The 17,747-nt window shown below is 55.6% G+C and carries 19 protein-coding genes; 8 read left to right on the plus strand and 11 right to left on the minus strand.

Features of this window, described 5'->3' with window-relative positions; translation table 11 throughout:
- Positions 1 to 50: 50 nt before the first annotated feature.
- From ACZ52Z_RS17175 to ACZ52Z_RS17215, 9 genes are all read right to left on the minus strand, one after another.
- Positions 51 to 677, minus strand: a complete 627-nt coding sequence (locus tag ACZ52Z_RS17175; RefSeq protein WP_464267998.1) for a CDP-alcohol phosphatidyltransferase family protein — start codon at positions 675 to 677, stop codon at positions 51 to 53.
- Complete coding sequence (locus ACZ52Z_RS17180; protein WP_464267999.1) at positions 670 to 1,377, minus strand: TIGR04283 family arsenosugar biosynthesis glycosyltransferase; 708 nt, start codon at positions 1,375 to 1,377, stop codon at positions 670 to 672. Before ACZ52Z_RS17180 ends, ACZ52Z_RS17175 begins: the two co-directional genes overlap by 8 nt.
- A complete protein-coding gene (locus ACZ52Z_RS17185) occupies positions 1,356 to 2,006 on the minus strand; it encodes a TIGR04282 family arsenosugar biosynthesis glycosyltransferase (protein WP_464268000.1) in 651 nt (216 codons plus the stop codon). The genes ACZ52Z_RS17180 and ACZ52Z_RS17185 overlap by 22 nt, the downstream gene beginning before the upstream one ends.
- Before the next feature lie 11 nt (positions 2,007 to 2,017).
- Positions 2,018 to 3,073 carry a phosphotransferase family protein gene (locus ACZ52Z_RS17190; protein ID WP_464268001.1) on the minus strand — a complete coding sequence of 352 codons (1,056 nt, stop codon included), beginning with the start codon at positions 3,071 to 3,073 and terminating at the stop codon, positions 2,018 to 2,020.
- Positions 3,074 to 3,085: 12 nt separating this feature from the next.
- The gene (locus ACZ52Z_RS17195) at positions 3,086 to 4,117 is read right to left on the minus strand and encodes an ABC transporter ATP-binding protein (RefSeq protein ID WP_464268002.1); all 1,032 of its coding nucleotides are present in this window, start codon (positions 4,115 to 4,117) and stop codon (positions 3,086 to 3,088) included.
- Positions 4,117 to 4,908, minus strand: a complete 792-nt coding sequence (locus ACZ52Z_RS17200) for an ABC transporter permease (RefSeq protein WP_464268003.1) — start codon at positions 4,906 to 4,908, stop codon at positions 4,117 to 4,119. The genes ACZ52Z_RS17195 and ACZ52Z_RS17200 overlap by 1 nt, the downstream gene beginning before the upstream one ends.
- Positions 4,905 to 5,813 (minus strand): ABC transporter permease, encoded by a 909-nt coding sequence (locus ACZ52Z_RS17205; RefSeq protein WP_464268004.1) that lies wholly within the window; start codon positions 5,811 to 5,813, stop codon positions 4,905 to 4,907. Before ACZ52Z_RS17205 ends, ACZ52Z_RS17200 begins: the two co-directional genes overlap by 4 nt.
- Positions 5,813 to 7,039, minus strand: coding sequence for an ABC transporter substrate-binding protein (locus ACZ52Z_RS17210; protein ID WP_464268005.1), 1,227 nt, complete (start codon positions 7,037 to 7,039; stop codon positions 5,813 to 5,815). The genes ACZ52Z_RS17205 and ACZ52Z_RS17210 overlap by 1 nt, the downstream gene beginning before the upstream one ends.
- 166 nt (positions 7,040 to 7,205) lie before the next feature.
- Positions 7,206 to 7,448, minus strand: coding sequence for a hypothetical protein (locus ACZ52Z_RS17215; protein ID WP_464268006.1), 243 nt, complete (start codon positions 7,446 to 7,448; stop codon positions 7,206 to 7,208).
- Positions 7,449 to 7,721: 273 nt separating this feature from the next.
- Between ACZ52Z_RS17215 and ACZ52Z_RS17220 the strand changes: the two genes are divergently transcribed.
- The 3 genes from ACZ52Z_RS17220 to panB all read left to right on the plus strand — a co-directional run bounded on the left by ACZ52Z_RS17220 (position 7,722) and on the right by panB (position 10,609).
- A complete protein-coding gene (locus tag ACZ52Z_RS17220; protein ID WP_464268007.1) occupies positions 7,722 to 8,735 on the plus strand; it encodes a type I glyceraldehyde-3-phosphate dehydrogenase in 1,014 nt (337 codons plus the stop codon).
- Between the two features lie 79 nt (positions 8,736 to 8,814).
- Positions 8,815 to 9,762 carry a ketopantoate reductase family protein gene (locus ACZ52Z_RS17225; protein ID WP_464268008.1) on the plus strand — a complete coding sequence of 316 codons (948 nt, stop codon included), beginning with the start codon at positions 8,815 to 8,817 and terminating at the stop codon, positions 9,760 to 9,762.
- 1 nt (position 9,763) lies between these two features.
- Entirely contained in the window at positions 9,764 to 10,609 is an 846-nt protein-coding gene (gene panB, locus ACZ52Z_RS17230) for a 3-methyl-2-oxobutanoate hydroxymethyltransferase (RefSeq protein ID WP_464268009.1), read from the plus strand.
- Positions 10,610 to 10,622: 13 nt separating this feature from the next.
- Here the strand turns inward: panB and ACZ52Z_RS17235 are convergent, their stop codons facing one another.
- On the minus strand, positions 10,623 to 11,822 hold the full coding sequence (locus tag ACZ52Z_RS17235) for a putative sulfate/molybdate transporter (RefSeq protein WP_464268010.1): 1,200 nt from the start codon (positions 11,820 to 11,822) through the stop codon (positions 10,623 to 10,625).
- A gap of 179 nt (positions 11,823 to 12,001) precedes the next feature.
- On the opposite strand from ACZ52Z_RS17235, the gene ACZ52Z_RS17240 reads away from it, so the two are divergent.
- On the plus strand, positions 12,002 to 12,370 hold the full coding sequence (locus tag ACZ52Z_RS17240) for a hypothetical protein (protein WP_464268011.1): 369 nt from the start codon (positions 12,002 to 12,004) through the stop codon (positions 12,368 to 12,370).
- Between the two features lie 416 nt (positions 12,371 to 12,786).
- On the opposite strand, the gene ACZ52Z_RS17245 is transcribed toward ACZ52Z_RS17240, so the two are convergent.
- Positions 12,787 to 13,725: a Trm112 family protein gene (locus ACZ52Z_RS17245; protein WP_464268012.1), complete on the minus strand. Its 939-nt coding sequence runs from the start codon at positions 13,723 to 13,725 to the stop codon at positions 12,787 to 12,789.
- Between the two features lie 351 nt (positions 13,726 to 14,076).
- Between ACZ52Z_RS17245 and ACZ52Z_RS17250 the strand changes: the two genes are divergently transcribed.
- The 4 genes from ACZ52Z_RS17250 to ACZ52Z_RS17265 all read left to right on the plus strand — a co-directional run bounded on the left by ACZ52Z_RS17250 (position 14,077) and on the right by ACZ52Z_RS17265 (position 17,617).
- Positions 14,077 to 14,325 carry a hypothetical protein gene (locus tag ACZ52Z_RS17250; protein WP_464268013.1) on the plus strand — a complete coding sequence of 83 codons (249 nt, stop codon included), beginning with the start codon at positions 14,077 to 14,079 and terminating at the stop codon, positions 14,323 to 14,325.
- Complete coding sequence (locus ACZ52Z_RS17255; protein WP_464268014.1) at positions 14,279 to 14,725, plus strand: hypothetical protein; 447 nt, start codon at positions 14,279 to 14,281, stop codon at positions 14,723 to 14,725. The genes ACZ52Z_RS17250 and ACZ52Z_RS17255 overlap by 47 nt, the downstream gene beginning before the upstream one ends.
- Before the next feature lie 11 nt (positions 14,726 to 14,736).
- A complete protein-coding gene (locus tag ACZ52Z_RS17260; RefSeq protein ID WP_464268015.1) occupies positions 14,737 to 15,726 on the plus strand; it encodes a TAXI family TRAP transporter solute-binding subunit in 990 nt (329 codons plus the stop codon).
- Between the two features lie 112 nt (positions 15,727 to 15,838).
- Positions 15,839 to 17,617 carry an ExeA family protein gene (locus ACZ52Z_RS17265; protein ID WP_464268016.1) on the plus strand — a complete coding sequence of 593 codons (1,779 nt, stop codon included), beginning with the start codon at positions 15,839 to 15,841 and terminating at the stop codon, positions 17,615 to 17,617.
- Positions 17,618 to 17,747: the final 130 nt, after the last annotated feature.

Consider the following 17,747-nt stretch of genomic DNA (forward strand, 5'->3'; position numbering starts at 1 on the left):
GGTTATAATCATTTGCTGCTGTTTGCACACGTTCTTCTCCGGTTTTTTCGCTACGTTGCGATATCTCTACCTTTCTTGAGGACTCGATAACCGTAGAGTACTCGCGTGCAGGTGGTAACCAGGCAGCAGCAGCCGAACAGGAGGGCCAGGAGTGGAAAAAGGGCTGGCCACAAGCAGGAGAAGAAAAAAAACAGGATGGTTTCGGTGCCCTCGGTAAGGCCGCCCAGGTAATAAAAACCTTTTTGGGGAAGGCGTAGGTTTATCATCTGGAAACGTTCGGCCATGATCGAGAAGGCCAGAAAACTGGAACCGGTGCCGATAAAGGTAAACAGAAGGAAGGCTGCCGCAAGCCCGTTACGGGCCGGGTCGCTCAGGGCAAAGCCGAGGACCACTGCCGCATAGAAGAGAAAGTCGAGGACGATGTCCAGAAATGCCCCGCTATCAGTAGCTGCGGTAAGTCGGGCCAGCGGTCCGTCGATACCGTCGGCCAATCGATTGAGGAGAATGCATCCCAGGGCTGCCTGGTACCAGTGCAGGGCAAGGGCGGGGATGACCAGCAAACCGATGGCAAAGCCGGCAATCGTCACCTGGTCGGCACATATTCCTCGCCGTTGAAGGAAGTATGCTGCCTGCTGCAGCGGCTGACGAAGGAGGAGCAATGCCTGCCGGTCAAGCATGGGGACCCTCGCCGACACCTTTGGCCCGCTGGTACCACCGGGCGAGCCTGGAAGGGGATACACCGACCAGGTAGCCGGCAACGATTACCTGATTGAGCAGGGTGGTTTTCAATAGCCCCATATTTTCCCATCTGCGGCTGGAGGTGGTTACTGCCTGCTTGAGGGTGGCTATTTTACCGAAGCGGGCCATTCGGCGAACAAAAGCATAGTCTTCCATGATCGGGAGATCGGGAAAACCGCCGGCCCGTTGAAAAGAGCTGCTGGTCGTGAAGAGGCCCTGGTCCCCGTATGGCAGATGAAAAAGACGGGACCGCAGGTTGGCCATGGCTGCAATGCAGTGCAGTGCGCGTCGCTGGCTGTCGATACGGAGGGAAAAGGCTCCGCAGGCGATGGCGGGTTGTTGGAGCGCCATGTCGATCAGGTCAAAACTTTTGGCCGGTAGCAGGGTATCTCCATGAAGAAACAGCAGAAATCGTCCCGTTGCCCTGGCAGCACCCGTGTTGAGCTGCCTCGCTCTGCCCGGGCTGGAGTGGAGGACGAGCGCTCCCCCCTGGGCAGCGAGGGCGCAGGTGGGGTCCGTGGAGCCGCCGTCCACCACGAGTACCTCGGTTCGATCATCGGGTGCTGCGGCATCAATCACTCGAGTGATGGTCCGGGCCTCATTGAGGGTCGGGATGATTATCGAGAGAATCGGTTCCATGGCGCATCCTTCATCGTCAGGAAGCAAAGGTCGTCGGGCCGGTCTATATCCTGCAACTCAGGGAGAATGGCGGCCGAAAGGCGCTTTTCCTTCAGCCGGTCCATGGTGGTCTGGTATACCGCAGAAGTAGACCACGGTATGTCGTTGAATAGAAGGGAAAGGAGCTCGACAGGGGACCGCCGTTGCAGGCCAATGAGGTAGTAGCCGCCGTCCACTGTAGGGCCGATAACCACCGGGTAAACAGCGAGTAATCTGAAGGCCTTTTCCAGCAGAGGGGCGTTGATGTCGGGGATATCTGATCCGATCAGCACCTGACGTTCAACAGGCTGGAGGTTGCCGGCAGCAAAGGCGTTGTGCATTCGCTCGCCAATATCCTGTCCCCGCTGCGGCATGTAGCGGAGATCGCTGCCCAGCCAATCACCCATTAGTTTCGGTGTTCCGCCCTGGTAAGCGATAATGAGTTCGCTTTTCTGGCGTTGGACGAGTTGCCGGGCATGGTGCACAACCTGCTCGGTCAGGCGCTGCTGAAGGTCGGCTGCCCCCTGGGGCCCAAGCTTGGGTATAAGCCGGGTTTTGGTGGTGCCCGGTTCTGGAAACCTGGTGAAGAGGATCAGGCGGTTGGAATGCATGACGGGAACGCTCAGCAGCGGGAAATGTAGGGCTGGAACAGTGAACGGATGAAGTCGGCATCCATGTACCTGTTGAGGGTTTGCCAGGTGTGTGCATTGCGCACGCCTTCATAGTCCTGTTGATACGCGACCCAGGCCATGGACGACCAGGCAATACCGCGCAGCAGCACGTAGGGCATCTTAATGCGTATCCGTTCGTTGAGGGTTTCGCGGAGGTGGGCATCGGCAAGGTGATCGGTATAGGTCGCGAGAAAACGTCTGGTCGCTGGTTCGTCGAAACGATAGGTAGTTTTCCACAGGGTTGTCAGCGGGGAGAGAAAGTGGCACAGGTCGCTGGAGGGGTCACCCCAGCGTGGCATCTCCCAATCAATGAGGTGTGTGGTTTGCTGGTGTGGATTGACGATGAAGTTGCCCGAATTTACCTCGGTATTTACGATGCACAGGTATGGATCCTCTTGAAAATAGCATTCGCCGGCCGTATTTGCCGCCGCCCAGCGGTCGATCTCCCGCAGCAGGGCCGCGAGGTCGGGGGTGGCCAGGGGGGAGTGTAGGTAACTGTCCAGCAGTCCGCTGCATTCCCGGTAGATGAGGCTCAGCGGTGCTGTTTCCCTGATCAGGTGGTTGTCAGCAGCGCTGACCTCGAGTTGATGAATGGTACTGAATACCTTGGCTGCAGCGTGGATATCGGTGGTGTAATCCAACGGCCTGCCCGGCAGATACTCCATAATCAGGATGCCCCTGTCGATCACTGTCCTCGAGTCATCCACATGGTAGGGGATCGGGGTGACTCCTGAGCGTTGCAACAGGCGAAGCGCGTTGTATTCGTAGAGTATCTGGTCTTTCCGATCGATTTGTGAAGCGATGTTAATACGAAAAACAGCATCGCCTTTCGGCCCGCTGAGGTGAAAGTTGATGTTGTATTCCCCTTGGGCAAGCGGCTTCACCGTGAACGATGCCGGTGAAGCATCACCCGGGAGAGGCGGCCGGCATCGGTTAAGGTAGCTGATGACCTGGGGCAGGTACTCGGTAAACAGGGAGTGGTCGGCTGTCGGGTGGTTGCTGGCCATGAGGTGGTTCCGTTATTCGGTGGCAGGGAGCAGGTGGAGGGCATCGGGGGGAATGGTAAGCGCTATCGTTTCTCCTGCCCGGTGATTGTCATTATCACTGAGGACGGTAATTATTGTCTGCCGATCGAGTGCAACCTCGATCCTGGTCAGCGCTCCCTCAAAAGAGACTGCCGTGATTTTTCCCACCAGGCTCTCTGGAGAAGGGGTGGTGGTCACCTTGATTTTTTCCGGCCGCATAACGGCGGTGCACCTTTGCCGATCACCTGCCTTTACCGGTATGGAGTGGTTTCCGCTGAAAAAGCGGTTGTTGCGAATCCTTCCGTCCAGGAAATTGGAGCACCCGAAAAACGCAGCTACTTCCCGGTCTTTCGGCTGATAAAAAAGGTTGTGGGGGGTGCCGATCTGGCGCAGTTTGCCGTGGAGTAGGAGGGCAACACGATCACTGAGCATGAGTGCCTCGCCCTGATCATGGGTGACAAACAGGGTGGTGACGCCGGTTTTTCTGCGGACGTGTTGGATCAGTTCCCGCATCTGTCGGCGCAGGTCTGCATCAAGGTTGGAGAGTGGTTCGTCAAGCAAGAGAATGGAGGGGCGCAGCACCAGCCCCCTTGCCAGGGCGACCCGCTGCTGTTGCCCACCCGAGAGCTGGTGCACCTTTCGCTGCTCCAGGCCGGCAAGGCCGGTAAGCTCTGTCATTTCAAGAATAAGGTCCCTGGCTGCGGGACCCTTGGTCCCCTGCATGCGAAGGCCAAAGCCAATGTTGTCGTATACGTTGAGGAACGGAAACAGGAGCGGCTTTTGGAAAATCAGGACCACATCCCGTTGCTCGGCAGCGATCCGGTTGACCAACCTGCCGTTGATGGAGATATGCCCAGCCTGGGGTGGCAGGAGACCGGCAATGGTTTTCAGCACGGTGGTCTTTCCTTCTCCACTGGGGCCAAGGATGGATACCATCTCTCCGGCTGCAACCTTTAGCGAAAGGTCTTTGATCACCGGTTGATCGGCGTACCCTACAGCGAGATTTTCCAGTTTGAGCTGTGTCATCAGCGTACTCCGGCGACACCTTTTTTCCCGACCAGATGGGCGCTGGCCAGGAGGGCGAGCAGCGCAGGTAGGACGAAAACCAGGCTCACCGCCGCTGCCACCGGTCGATCACCACTGTCCATGAGGGCAAACAGGAGGATAGGGAGGGTCAGCAGACGGCCTCCGCCGATGATCAGCGTGGAAAGGTACTGGGACCAGGAGAGAAGGAAGGCGAAGAGTGCGGCAATCCCCATTCCCGGAACAATCATCGGCAGGGTCACATGGAGCAGCACCTGTATTGGGGTGGCGCCCAGGGAACGGGCCTGCTGTTCGATTTCGGGGTTGAAGTCGGTAAATACTCCCCACAGGACAAATATCGTGTAAGGCAGGCAGAAGGTAAGGTGTGCTGCAACCACGCCGGCAAAGGTTTCGGCAAGGCCGAGGCGTATAAACCACATATGCAGCCCCATGGCTACGCAGAGCGGAGGCACAATGACAGGCAGCAGCAGCAGCAGGCCAACGAGTTTTTTTGCCCGAAAGGTGTAGAGGCCCAGGGCCCGCGCTGCTGGCAGGCCAAGCAACAGGGAACAACAGGTGGTGGCTGTGGCCACGACCGTGCTGTGCAGCAGGCCCTGGATGAGCTGGGGGCGGGCGGTTGTCAGAATGTAGTGCCATCCGCGCAGTCCGAATTGCTGTGGAAAAACAGCGGGGTAAAACCACTGTTCACTCACTGACCACAGCAGGAGCGGAAGGAACGGCAGGGCAACCATGGCAATGAGGATGCAGCCAAGCAGCAGGGGAAGCGGCTTCATCGATGAACTCCCTGTCGACTGGCAATCCTGAGAAGTCCCTGGGAGAGCAGGAGGGCACAGGTAACCACTCCGGCGATGATGAGACCGATGGCGATCCCTTCCGGTCGGGCCAGCAGATCGATGTCTGCATAGTTCTTGTACGCCCATACCGGCAGCACCATGGGGTAGGTTTTTCCCAGCAGATAGGGAACCTCAAAGGCGCCAAAGGTGAAGGCAAAGACAATGAACCCGGCAGCACCGAGACTGGGAGCGATCAAGGGCAGGGTAATGTGATAAAAGCGTTGCCAGACTGATGCCTTGAGGGTTCGTCCCACCTCGTGGAGCTCCACCCCGCTATTTTTCAGCACTGCCAGCACCATGAAGGTAATAAAGGGAATTTCTTTCCAGATGTAGGTCAATAGAATGCCTACCGCATAGGTATCGTTGACCAGCAAGGGAAAGGGGGAGGTCTGGGTGGTGAAGCCGAGCAGACCGCTGTAACGGGAAATCATCCCTGTGGGAGAGAGGAGCAGCAGCATGGAGACGGCAATGACCAGGTGGGGCACCGTGAGCGGCACCTGGAGAAGAAAGTTGAGCAGACGGTTTTCCGCTGCAACCCGCAACAGGCAGAGGGCTACCCCGAGGCTGATCACCATTGCCACTGCGGTGGATACGGTGGCAATATAGAGGGTGAGTGCAAAACTCCTTCCAAAATCGGGATCGGTGAAAACGTGAAGAAAATGGGTAAAGGTCAAGGCAGAGGAGCCGGAGAGGGACTGGCTGCCCAGCGCCTGCAGGGTACCGAGCAACAGTCCTCCACCAAAAAGGAGCAGGATGACACCCAGGGCAGGCCCGACGAGCAGCAGAAGGTGACCGGTGGCCGCTTGCCTGGTCCTTTGGTCTGCTTCAGCGACACGAGCAAACATCAACGGCCTTTGAGGACATGCTGCTGCCAGCCTTTTTCCAGCTGAATCAGAATGCTGCTGGGGGGTTCCGGCAGCTGATGTGCCTGGAGGATCTGGTCAGGGAGCGTGGCTGGTCCCTTGGGCAGAGCGGTAAATGCTCGCTGTTGTGACGGCGACAGACGGGTAATGTCCACAGCTGGGAAATCACCCCATACCTCGGGCTTGGCTTTCTCCAACTGTGCCTCCGCAGAGAGCAGGAAATCGGCAACCACCATTGCCCCAGCCTTATCGGCAGCGTTAAAGGGGATGGCAACAAAGTGTGTGTTGGTGATAGTGCCTTCTTCAAAGACAAAGGAGCGAACCGTGGAAGGGAAGAGGCCGTCCAGGATATTACGCGATGCCTCTGCCTGATGATAGGAGAAGGTGAAGTCGATCTCCCCGTCGGCAAAGAGCGTGTTCATCCGCACCGGTGATTCAGGGTAGGTCGTACCCTGACGCCACAGGAAGGGCTTGAGAGTATTAAGCAGGTCATAGGTGGCATGGGCGGCCCGTTCAAATTCCTCTTGGGTGAATGCTCCCTGCCAACGATCCACCTCTCCGGCGACATGGTAAAACAGGTGGCGCACAAAGACCGAGCCGGTAAAATCCGGTGGGGCGGGATAGGTAAAGCGGCCTGGATGCTTCCGGATCCAGACCAGCAACTCTTTCAGTGTTTGGGGCGGTTCGGGCGTTCTGGCTGTATCATGGATCATGACCACCTGGGCGCTGCCCCACGGAGATTCCAGTCCATCCACCGGAGTGCCGAAATCGTTGTGGACGGAAGATCTGCTCCAATCAACAAATCGTTGGTTGGGAAGTTGGTGGGCAAAGGGACCGAACAGCAGATTGTGGCGTTTACAGGTGCGGAAATTTTCACCATTGATCCACATCAGATCAACACTGCCGTCAGCTGTTTTTCCAGCCTGCTTTTCCACCACCAGTTTGCTTACCACTTCGGCGATGTCTTTTACCGGTACCTGGCGAAGGGTAATATTATACCGCTCTTTTACCTCGCGGGTGATGTATTCGTTGACATAGGTGTTGACAGCAGGCGAACCGCCCCACATGTACCAGTCAACGGTCTGGCCTGCTGCGTGGGCGACTACATCCGGCCATGCGGCAGTGTGGAGTTCGAGGGCCTGCGTGTTGCGTGGCAGGCAGGAAAGGAGCAGGACGGCCAACAACAGCAGCAGGTGCGTGGTTTTCATAGTTTCGTCTATTGTGGGGTGAGCATTACGCGGTCAGCCGTTGTCGGGTGACTGGCTGTATCGACCGCCTTTGCAACCAAATGTACCAGCAAAAAGACGTATTATACCGATTCTGAACAAAAAAGAAACATCAATGCCTGGGTGCGTCATGCCCAGGCTGCATCGGTTAATAGGTCACGTGGCTGGCAATGATCCGGCGCTCGGTAAGCGGGATAATTTCAGGTTCCAGGCGTTTGAGATCCTCCACATTCCAGTCTCCGCTGGCCTCTAAAAGCTGGAGGGCCTCTTCCTTGGAGGCCGCCAGAATGGCCACCTCGGCACTGGTATAGCGATCGCGGTAAATCTGCGGTTCATCAAGCATGGACCAACTGGAAAAAAGGGTACTGTGTCGCCAGAGATAGATGTGCATTGTGTTTTGTCCATTGTAAAATCTGGGAAATGTATATGTCAGGCACCCTACCTGTTTCTGAAAAGTATTGCAAAGTCGCGGTCGCCAGCCCCTGAGGCCGCAGAATGGAATGACGCACAGAAAAGTGTAAAAAGTGGTACAAAGGGCTAACAAGATGAGGATTTGTTGTGTATATGAGCGTGTACCCCCTTGCTCTCCATCTGGTGAGCAGGGGGTGAGGGAACATCCAGGTCGGCTGAACAGCAAAGAAGTGGTAAGATTAGAACGAAATCCATGAGTATTCGTATTGCTATTAACGGTTATGGTCGCATAGGGCGCTGCATTTTACGGGCGCTGTATGAATCAGGAAAAAGGGAGCAGATACAGGTCGTTGGGATCAATGAACTGGCAAGCCTGGATGCGCTCACCCATTTAACCCGTTTTGACTCTACCCACGGCAAGTTTTGCGGAACGGTTTCCTGCGACGGCACCAACCTCGTGGTCAATCAGGACCTTATACAGGTAAGTTGTGAGAAGGATGTTGCCCGATTGCCCTGGAAAGAACTCGGCGTGGATGTGGTGCTTGAGTGCAGCGGCAGATACAGCGACCGTGCCGTTGCCGAACAGCATCTGCAGAGCGGCGCCGGCAAGGTGCTCTTTTCCTGCCCGGCGCAGAGCGATGTGGATGCCACTATTGTTTATGGGCTCAACCACCAGCTGCTCAAAAAAGGGGATACCATTGTTTCCAATGCCTCCTGTACCACCAATTGCATCAGTCATGTCATTCGTTTGCTTGATGAGCACTGGGAGATTGAGCACGGAGTTATTACTACCACCCATTCCATGATGAACGATCAACCGGTGATTGATGCCTACCATAATCCCGATCTGCGCAAGAGTCGAAGCTCGGGCAACTCGATCATACCGGTGGATACCGGGCTGGCCAAGGGGATTGATCGTTTGTTTGCTCATCTGCAGGGGCGGTTCAAGGCGGTGTCGCTGCGGGTGCCGACCATGAATGTGTCATTGATGCAGCTGACCGCCACTGTCCGGAAGCATGCTGCAGCTGAGGATATCAATGCACTTTTTCGCCGAGCCAGCCAGGGGGAGTTGCTCCATGTGCTGGGCTACACCGATCTCCCGCTGGTTTCCTGTGATTTTAATCACGATCCCCGGTCCGCTGTTTTAGACAGCTCACAGACCAGTGTCAGCGGGGGGAGGTTAGTCAACCTGATGGCCTGGTTTGACAATGAATGGGGCTATGCCAATCGTATGCTTGATACAGTACTGGTTATGACCCGTTGCTGAAAAAGGGAATATCGATGCAGGAGACAGTATAGCGGTTCTATTCAAGATGATGGAACAGAAGAGGCGAGGGGGGGAGGCAATGCGAGTAATTATTTTTGGTGCCGGCGCCATGGGGTGCCTGTTTGGCGCGTGGTTGTCGCAAAAAGCCCGGGTGACGCTCTGTGACGTGCACCGGGCGACGGTGGAGCATATTGCTGCAGACGGGGTGGTGGTGACCGGGATGGACAAAAGCGTGCGCCGATATCCGATAGAAATTATTGGTCGAGCCCAGCAATATCGGGAGCAGGCCGATCTGGCCATTATTTTTACCAAAGCCCATGCCACCCGCAAGGCAGCCGAGTCTGCCCGGGAATTACTGGGAGCGGGCGGAATGGTCCTCAGCCTGCAGAATGGGGTGGGCAACGTCGAGCAGATTGACACGGTCTTCGGTCGCCCAATTGCCATTGCCGGCATTACCGCCCAGGCCGCCAATGTGCTCAGTCCCGGTCATACCTGTCATGCCGGTGCCGGCATGACATTGCTTGCCGCTCGACCTGGACAGGAGCACCAGGTGCAGCAGGTGCGTCAGCTCTTCAACCAGGCCGAGATCGAATGCCAGGTCAGTGACGATGCCGATGGATTGATCTGGGGCAAATTGCTGGTCAATGTGGGGATTAATGCGCTGGCAGCTCTTCTCCGGGTGAATAACGGCGTCTTGGCTGAAGTGGATGGTTGCCGGGAGATCATGGCGGATGCGGTAGGTGAAGCGGCAGCGGTTGCGGCCGCACTGAAGATCAACCTGCCGTATGACGAGCCAATGGAAACGGTGGCAAAGGTGTGCCGGGATACGGCAGCCAATCGGGCGAGTATGCTGCAGGATACCCTGCGGCGGAAAGTGACAGAAATCGAAGTCATCAACGGCGCCATCGTTTCCAAGGGAAGAGAGGTTGGGGTGGCAACGCCTGTGAATGAAATGCTGACCCGTATGATCAAAGCGCTGGAGGCGACCTATACCCGGCGTGTTCAGGAAATACCTGCAGGGGGATGACATGAAGAAACTCACCATACCGGATATCAAGAGGCGTAAAAGTCAGGGGGAAAAAATTTCCATGCTCACAGCCTATGATTATCCATGGGCCCGGATGATAGATCAGGCCGGAATTGATATAGCTCTGGTCGGCGATTCTCTGGCCATGGTGGTTTTAGGTCACCCAAGCACCGTCTCGGTCACCATGGAGGAAATGCTGCACCATACTCGGGCGGTTTCCAGGGGCGTTGAGCGTGCGCTGGTGGTTGCTGATATGCCTTTTGGTTCCTATAACAGCTCCATTGCCGACGCGATAAAGAATGGGACACGCTTCCTCAAAGAAGCCGGTGCCGATGCGGTCAAGCTGGAAGGAGGCCTCTCCATGGCGAATACAGTGGAAGCGCTTGTCAATGGAGGCATTTCGGTTATGGGCCATATCGGCCTCACTCCCCAGACCGCTCCCTCACTGGGCGGCTTCAAGGTCCAGGGCAAGAGTGCCGAGGCAGCCCGTCAACTGATGGACGATGCCATCGCCTTGGAGGATGCCGGCTGCTTTGCCATTGTGCTGGAAGCAATCCCTTCTCCCATCGCACAGTTGATTACCGATGCGGTGCAGGTGCCGACCATTGGCATCGGTGCAGGGGGCGATTGCGACGGTCAGGTCCTGGTAACCCATGATATGGTCGGTTTGTTCGACGGCTTTACCCCTAAGTTCGTCAAGCAGTATGTCCAGGTCAGAGCCTCAATTGTCGAGGCGATTGAGCACTATAAGCAAGAGGTGGAAAACGGGGCCTTTCCGGAAGCTGTCCATGGCTTCACCATGCGCTCCGAAGAGATGGAAAAACTTGCCGACCTGAAAAAAGGATGAGGCAGCGGCCTGTTCAGACTCTAATTTTTTCCCACCTGAGCAGGGCATCAAAGCAGAAACCGACGGCAAAGGCCACCGCAAGATTGGAGGCCAGGGTGATCCCGGTCATCATAATCGGTACAGCCAGCGCCTTTTTGGTCTGCATATCCAGAAGGGTGAGAGAGAGCTGCAAGCCCGCGAATACAAGAAGCACGCCAAGCGCCGAGAGAGGGAGCAGCTTGATCAGGGCAAGTGTATTTGGGCCCAGCAATAGAACAAGGAGGACAAACAGCAGGCCGATGATCAGGTTGGAGCCGCCGGTACGGGCACCGAATCGGTAGCGGGAAGCAAGGCCGCCGGCGCCATGGCACATGGGGATGCCGCCAATGAGAAAGCTCCCCAGATTGGCAAAGGCCATGCTGAGGCAGAGGCCGCGGTAGGTCACCCGCTTGCCGGTTTCCGGAAAATACCGGGCGGAAAGATCGGCATTGCTGATGACGGCATTACCTACGGTCATGGGCAGCTGGGGGACGACGAGCACCACGAGTGCAAAGCTCAGTTCATCAAGACTGGGAAGACCATAGGGCAGCAGACTGGGAAAAGCAAGGCTGGGGCGAATCTGATGGAGGGTATCCGGTTTCCCCAGGATAAGGCCGAGCAGAAGGCCGGTCCCGACAACGCACAGCGCTGCCGGTATGCGTCGATTATCCAGCAGCAGCAGCGCCAGCAGGCCTAGCAGGCCGCCGATCAGCCATCCCATGGGAAGGGGGCCGATGGATTGCATTACCATATTGGGTTCGGTCAGGTGCTGTAATCGCTGTATGGGAGATGTTCCTGCCATTAGTTTCGCTCCCTGCATAACCAGCATCAATCCAGTTGCTAACTGAACGCCCCGAATGACCGGTTGACGAATAATCGCTCCCAGTGGCGCGATCATCCCGGTTGCTCCGAGGAGGAGCAGGAAGAGAAATATCCACAGGCTTGATGCCTGTATCTGACCGATAGTGATACCGGTTGCCAGGGCATAGGAGCTGATGACCTTCATCGGCTCGGCTGGACAGGTTACCTGGAAATAAAGGCCGGAAAAAATGTAAAAAAGGCCGAAACCCAGAAAAACACCGGTGGGGTGCAGGCCATTGATCATTATCATGCCCACTGCCAGGGGCAGAATCGTTCCCAGGTCGCCAAGGGAACCGGCAAGTTCCATGCGGTTGAAACGGAAGGCTGCTGACATGGTACTATCCTCTGAAGAGTGAAGGGGGCTGGAGAGGAACAAACAGTATCGGCTAGAATAATGGAAGGGTGGGTGATTATGCAACCTTAACCCGCTGTGGGGACTGGGATTTCTCCGATCCGCGAAGATCCTCCCTGTTGAGCGCATGATTATTACGGAAAAAACAAGAGGTAGCTGCAATGATTACTTATTTGTACTGGACTGGAATTCTCCTGCTGGCTGGTGGTATTGTTTATGGTTTTACCGTGGTGGGAAAGAACTGGAAGGTGGGTGGTGTCCTGGCGCTCATTGTCCTGATCGTTGCGTGGGGGACCTACTATTTTCGGCTCCAGCAGGTTTTTGTCAAACGATACGGAGGAGTTATGTCCATCAGTGTTCCCCAGGGGCAGCTCCACCTGGGGGCAACCTGGAAGGAAGACAACCTGTGGATTGAAAATTACGATCCGGCAACCAATTCCTGCTACTTTACCGAGTACTCCAAGGGCAATCTGCTGCAGGGCAAGGTAACCATTAAAAACTGTAACCCGATGCTGCCAGCTGCGCGGTGATGGATGGTCCTGGCACATGGACCGCTTTTCCAGTGAAAAGCGATCGGGCGTACACCGTTTATGGGCCTGAAACAACCGGGTCCGGGGGAACTGTCTGCAGGCGGGGCAGCAATTTGCGCAACCGAACAGATGGAGCTGTGGCTGGTCAGGTGCCGGTAGGCCGATTGCGCTGCCTGTCCCCGGGGAGCAGGTTGAGGTCGGCCAGGGCATCCGCTCGCCCCCATCCCAGGCAACATGGAAACTGACAGGGAAACAAATCCACGACCCGGTTTGCTGACAAGGCTGAAAATGTGTTTGCCGCCAGGCCATGGTTCCCCGAAAGGGGCAATCTTTGCTTTTATCAGCATAATGGGTTGTTGCGGACAGCAACAGGAGGACAGGCAACAGGCCGTGGCTGTATTCCTATGACTTTTCTCCTATCGAGTGGCAGTAAGATAACAGCTTTGAATGAGTTCGTAATGGTTGGTATGGTTTCGTATCTTCCACCATGTCTTGCCTGTGGCCTCTAGCTGCCATCTTTGGCAAAGGTCCCCATTCTCCTCCGTCAGCAGGCTGATAATATTTCCCCGCCCTTTACCGGCAAATCTTCCCTGTGTAGTCCCGCCCAGCCACTGTTCCGGTGGTGCGGTTTCCTCTGACCAGGAAAACGGGTCAGAGAGTAAGCATTGTGCCTGCCGTTGTCGCACGACCCTATCCATTTCCTGAAGATGCTGCAGGGGAGAGGGGACTTTGTCGACTAGGTTCAGCGAGGCAAAGGTTGCCATACTGTCCCGGCAGAAAGGCAATGCCAGCGCATTACCGACGATAAACTCCACCTTGCTGCTCTCCCAGCACTCCGGGAGGGCGAAACTGGCCTCCCTGGTCAGCGTGCCTTCATCTTTCAGGTGGAAGGTTATCTGTCGATTTCGCATGAGGGAACGGGCGGCGCGAATAAAAGCAACGGAATTATCCACACCCACGGCAAAGTCGCATTTGCAACTCATCTCAAACGTGAAACGGCCAACCGCTCCGCCGGCATCCATAGCCATGCCCCTGACCGGCATAATGAGGTCTGCCCAGGCCTTGTAGGCGTCTGAGGCGTGTTCCGGGTCGAACAGGTCGCCGTAATGGCTCCACAGGTAGGCGGAAACAACTTGTTCCTGCTCATACTTATTTTTCGCCGGGTCAAGGTCGTCCTGCAGGGGATCCAGGTAGGCGATGCCATCCTTTATGGGAAAGGCAGCCCTGCAATGGGGGCAAACCAGGGTGCCGCGGTCAATATCCTCGTCAGTTACCTGTTGGATATCAGCGGCAAGAGGAACTTCACGGGGCAGGCACCGGGGACAGATGAGTATTTCTACAAGGCTGGTCTTCATCGTTTTTCCTCTTGTTCAGGTGGAGAGACGACTGCAGGGAATGCATCGAGGTGCTGCGGTAGTGCAAGGAATCTGCAACAGGAATTCTATGGCTGACTACTGTTCATCCTACTCACCAATGGGTGGCTCGTCAATTGGCAAGGTGCAGCCGATGAGCCGTAAGACACTGGTACAGGGAGGATTTGACTTCTCGGAGAAAAAGGGAGAGCGATACGCTGGTGGATATGCACCACCAGCTGCTGGTGCATATCCACCAGCGTATGGAGGGAGGAGCAGTATGAAAAAATAGGCATTTTTTAACGCTTTGAAATTGTTTTTCTTTTTATGGCTGCATGCCACAGGGAAGGTGGCATGTCGGTTGCAGACAAGAGAGGGGCAAGTGGCGTTTATGCTGTTGCATTGATCGAGGTGATCCTCCTGTCCATAACGTACAGTATATTGTTTATTGCAAAGAGTGGAGGCAAACCCATGACGGAGAAAGAAATAAAGGTTGATCGTGCCGCGGAGAGCAATGAGGGCATGCAGCGTGTCATAGTAGAGATGGTCGCAGCGCATGGGGAAACTGCTCAAGCTTTCACCATGGCTGGTGGCCTGGATTGAGTGGGATCTCAGCTTGATACCAGTGTCTATCCTGTCCCTGCTGGCGAGCCGGCAGGCCCCTGAACTTGCCATGCAATTGGAAGTGGAGCGTCAAGAGACCGTATTTGTCCGTGGTTTTGTTGAGGGGAAAAAATTAAAGAACTGGAATGCATGCCAGCCTGACAGGGGCTTTGTGTCTGCCAGTGCACAGTGGTCAGCAAAGTCAGCAAACCTTATCCTCTGTCAATACAGCAGCCTGTTGTTTTTCTACATATCTGTAGGTATTCCCATATTTTTTGTGCAGTGGATTGACTTGACAGAAACCACAGGGTTCGGCATGGTAAATGAGAATACTTCGGCCGCAAATTCTTTGCGTTCGCTGCAATGGCGTCGGGTGGGACCTTTAACTGTACACTTCTAAGGAGGCATGCCATGCAACTCGCCTGCAGGAAGGCTCTGTTGACTCTGAGTTTCTTTTTTTTCACCGTTTCATTCTGTAATGCCGCTGCTCCAATTCCCATGGGTATGGTCACTGGCGGTTCCAGCGGCACCTATTATCAGTTTGGTTTGAATATTGCCGAGCTTGTCCAGGACAAGGGGATTCGACTGCAGGTCGCACCCTCCAGCGGCTCCGTGGAAAATGTCTACGCTGTTTTTAAACGACCCCGCACGCAACTGGGTATCGTCCAGGCCGATGTATTGGCGTTTGTTTCACGCATGGAAACGGATTCGGTCCTCAAGCAGATCGCCAGGAAGATAAAGTTGGTTTTTCCGTTGTACAATGAAGAGATCCATCTTGTCGGTCGGGAAGAGCTCGGTGCATTTGACGGGCTGGAAGGACAAAAGGTCGCCATTGGCAAGGAAGGAAGCGGCACCTATCTGACCGCCCGTCTGCTGTTTGAACTTTCAGGAGTTACCCCGGAGCAGATGGTGACCGTCGGCACTGACCAGGCACTTGCTGAACTGAAAGCCGGGCGGATTGATGCCATGTTCTATGTAGCCGGGTATCCGGTCAAATTATTTGCCGAGCAAATAGGCGAAGGTGATGGTCTCGCTTTGCTCCCGATTCGCAATGCAGCCATAGGCGAATTCTATCCTGCAGTGGAGATTCCCGCCGGGACCTACAGCTGGCAGAGTGATCTGGTCTCGACTATGGCGGTGAAAGCTGTTCTGGTATCGTATAATTTTCGTAACCGGAATTGTGAAAACGTGGGAAAGGTAGGCCGGTATATTTATGAAAATCTGGAATGGCTGCGGGAAAATGGTCATCCCAAGTGGAAGGCTGTGGATCTGGATGTCCCGCTGAAAGGCTGGGAACAGTATGACTGTGTCAGCAACAGGTTGGCTGGTCTGCATCACGCCGAGCGTGCGGAACGCTTTAATCCTGTGCTGGAGGCGATTAAGGAGGTGTTGCAGGAGTAGACTCGCCGGAGAGTATACCCCGGGGGAAGTGCATGGTTGCCAGCGAATGCAGGAGGTTTGAGGAACAAGCGGATGACCTGAACGGGAAAACACTTAACAGGCAGTGGCTGACATGTATCTGCAATGGTATGGGCTGAACAAGGCTCCCTTTCAGTATGGGGTGGATGCTGAATTTTTTTGGCGCAATGCACAGCTGCATACACTGTTTAGCGTGTTGAAAACTGATTTTGAGCACCACTCCAGGATCAACCTCATAACCGGTGAGCCAGGGTGCGGCAAGACCTGCCTGGTCAATACAGTGGTGGCGGCGCTCGATCCTTCTGTGCTGGTGGCCATGCTCTCCGATTCCCGACTGTCCGTCCAGGAGTTCTATGCCATCACAGCTCATGCCCTGGGACTGTCGAAGACCATCACCGACCGTCAGCCATTTTTTGCCCAGCTGCGGGAGCTGCTTCGCAGGCGTAGCGCCCGGCAGCACGTTCTTCTGGTTGTCGATGAAGCTCAAGAGCTTTCTCCCCAACTCGTTGCAGAAATAGAAGCGATCATAACCCTCCATGGACCGGAACGGGAAAGACTTTCCGTCTGCCTGGTGGGTCAGTTGGACAGGGCGGAGCGTCTGAACCCTCATCTCCGCTCTTTTTTTGCCCGCCATGATATGGTGCTGCATCATGTAGCACCGTTTACAACAGCAGAAACAGCCGGTTACATCGCCCATAGGCTTTCAGTTGCCGGTGCAACACGGAAAATTTTTCAGGATGAGGCGATCGAGGTGGTTCAGCACCACTCTCGAGGCTACCCCATGCAGATTAATTCCCTCTGTGATATGGCGTTGTATAGCGGGAGCCTCCTCGGTGCACAAACGGTGGATGCCGCCCTCGTTCACGCCACTGCTGAACGGCTGCAGTACGGAGTACACGACCGGGCCAATGTGCAGGGAGCGCAACGAGAGCCCATGCCGGCTCCTGCCATCACCAGTGGCAGTGATCTGTCCGTCCACTGTGACCAGCAGAAAGGAGGAGCCATTCCCGATCGCGAGAGAATCTCGGCACTAGAGGTGTTTGCCAAAGAGAAGTCACAAGCTCGTGAGGCGGGGAGGTATAATCAGCAGGCGCCATTCTTGGGGCGATCGGTCCTTTTAGTGGGGGGACTGCTGGTGTGTCTCGTCTTGGCAAGTGTTACGTATTTCTACTATGCTCGCCTATTGCTCTTCCATGGGGAGGTGGTATCGGCAGGAGCGGGAATGGAGGTCGCGGATAGGGTGGAAAGCGGTCTCCCCGCTGTTGTTTCCACTGTCCAATACCAATCAGGACAGCCAGCGGGGGAACGCCTCCGTCCTTTCAACCTGGCGCAGCTGGCAAGAACAGCAGGTACCGTTTTGCCGCAAACTGATCACAGAGGGGCTGAACAAGAAGGCGGCCGTCATGCATCTGTTGATCTGCAGGCGCAGGAGCAAATCGACTTACTCTCGGAATCAGTGGTCACGCAAAAAGTTGCCCTGCCTGGAGAAAATTTGGTGCTCCCACAGCTTCGGGAGCAGATTCAAGTACACCTGGAAGAGGCTGCCGGCAGTCTGCTGCAGGAGGATAATTTTCCTGGTGCTGAAGAACCTGAAACTCCGATGGCAGGACCACTCTACCCGCAACCGGAAAAACAGAAGAATGCTGTGAGGCGGGAGGCGGCAACCTTCCCGCGTTCATTAGCCCTGAGCAGGTTTCTTGCTGGTGGCTCCTTTGGTGGTGACTTGCAACGCACACGCGAGGTCCGCGACAAGCAGCCTGCGGCGGCGAAAAAGCGGGTTGCTCATGGAGCCAGGACAGTGGATAAGGTAGAACCGGATCCTGCCGACGCGATCAACTGGTTAATGAACAAGAAAAAACAGCGGCAGCTTTAGTCGAGAAACCGCTCTGCCGCCGGGTGTGCGATACCAGAAAAACCAGGTTGCAGTTCTTTGCCCACCAGAGGCACTGCCGCAGGTATTGCTTGCCTGAAGAGAGGGTGGAAAAAAGCGCTCTCGCTGGGAA

The organism is Desulfogranum aggregans, from assembly GCF_055398265.1.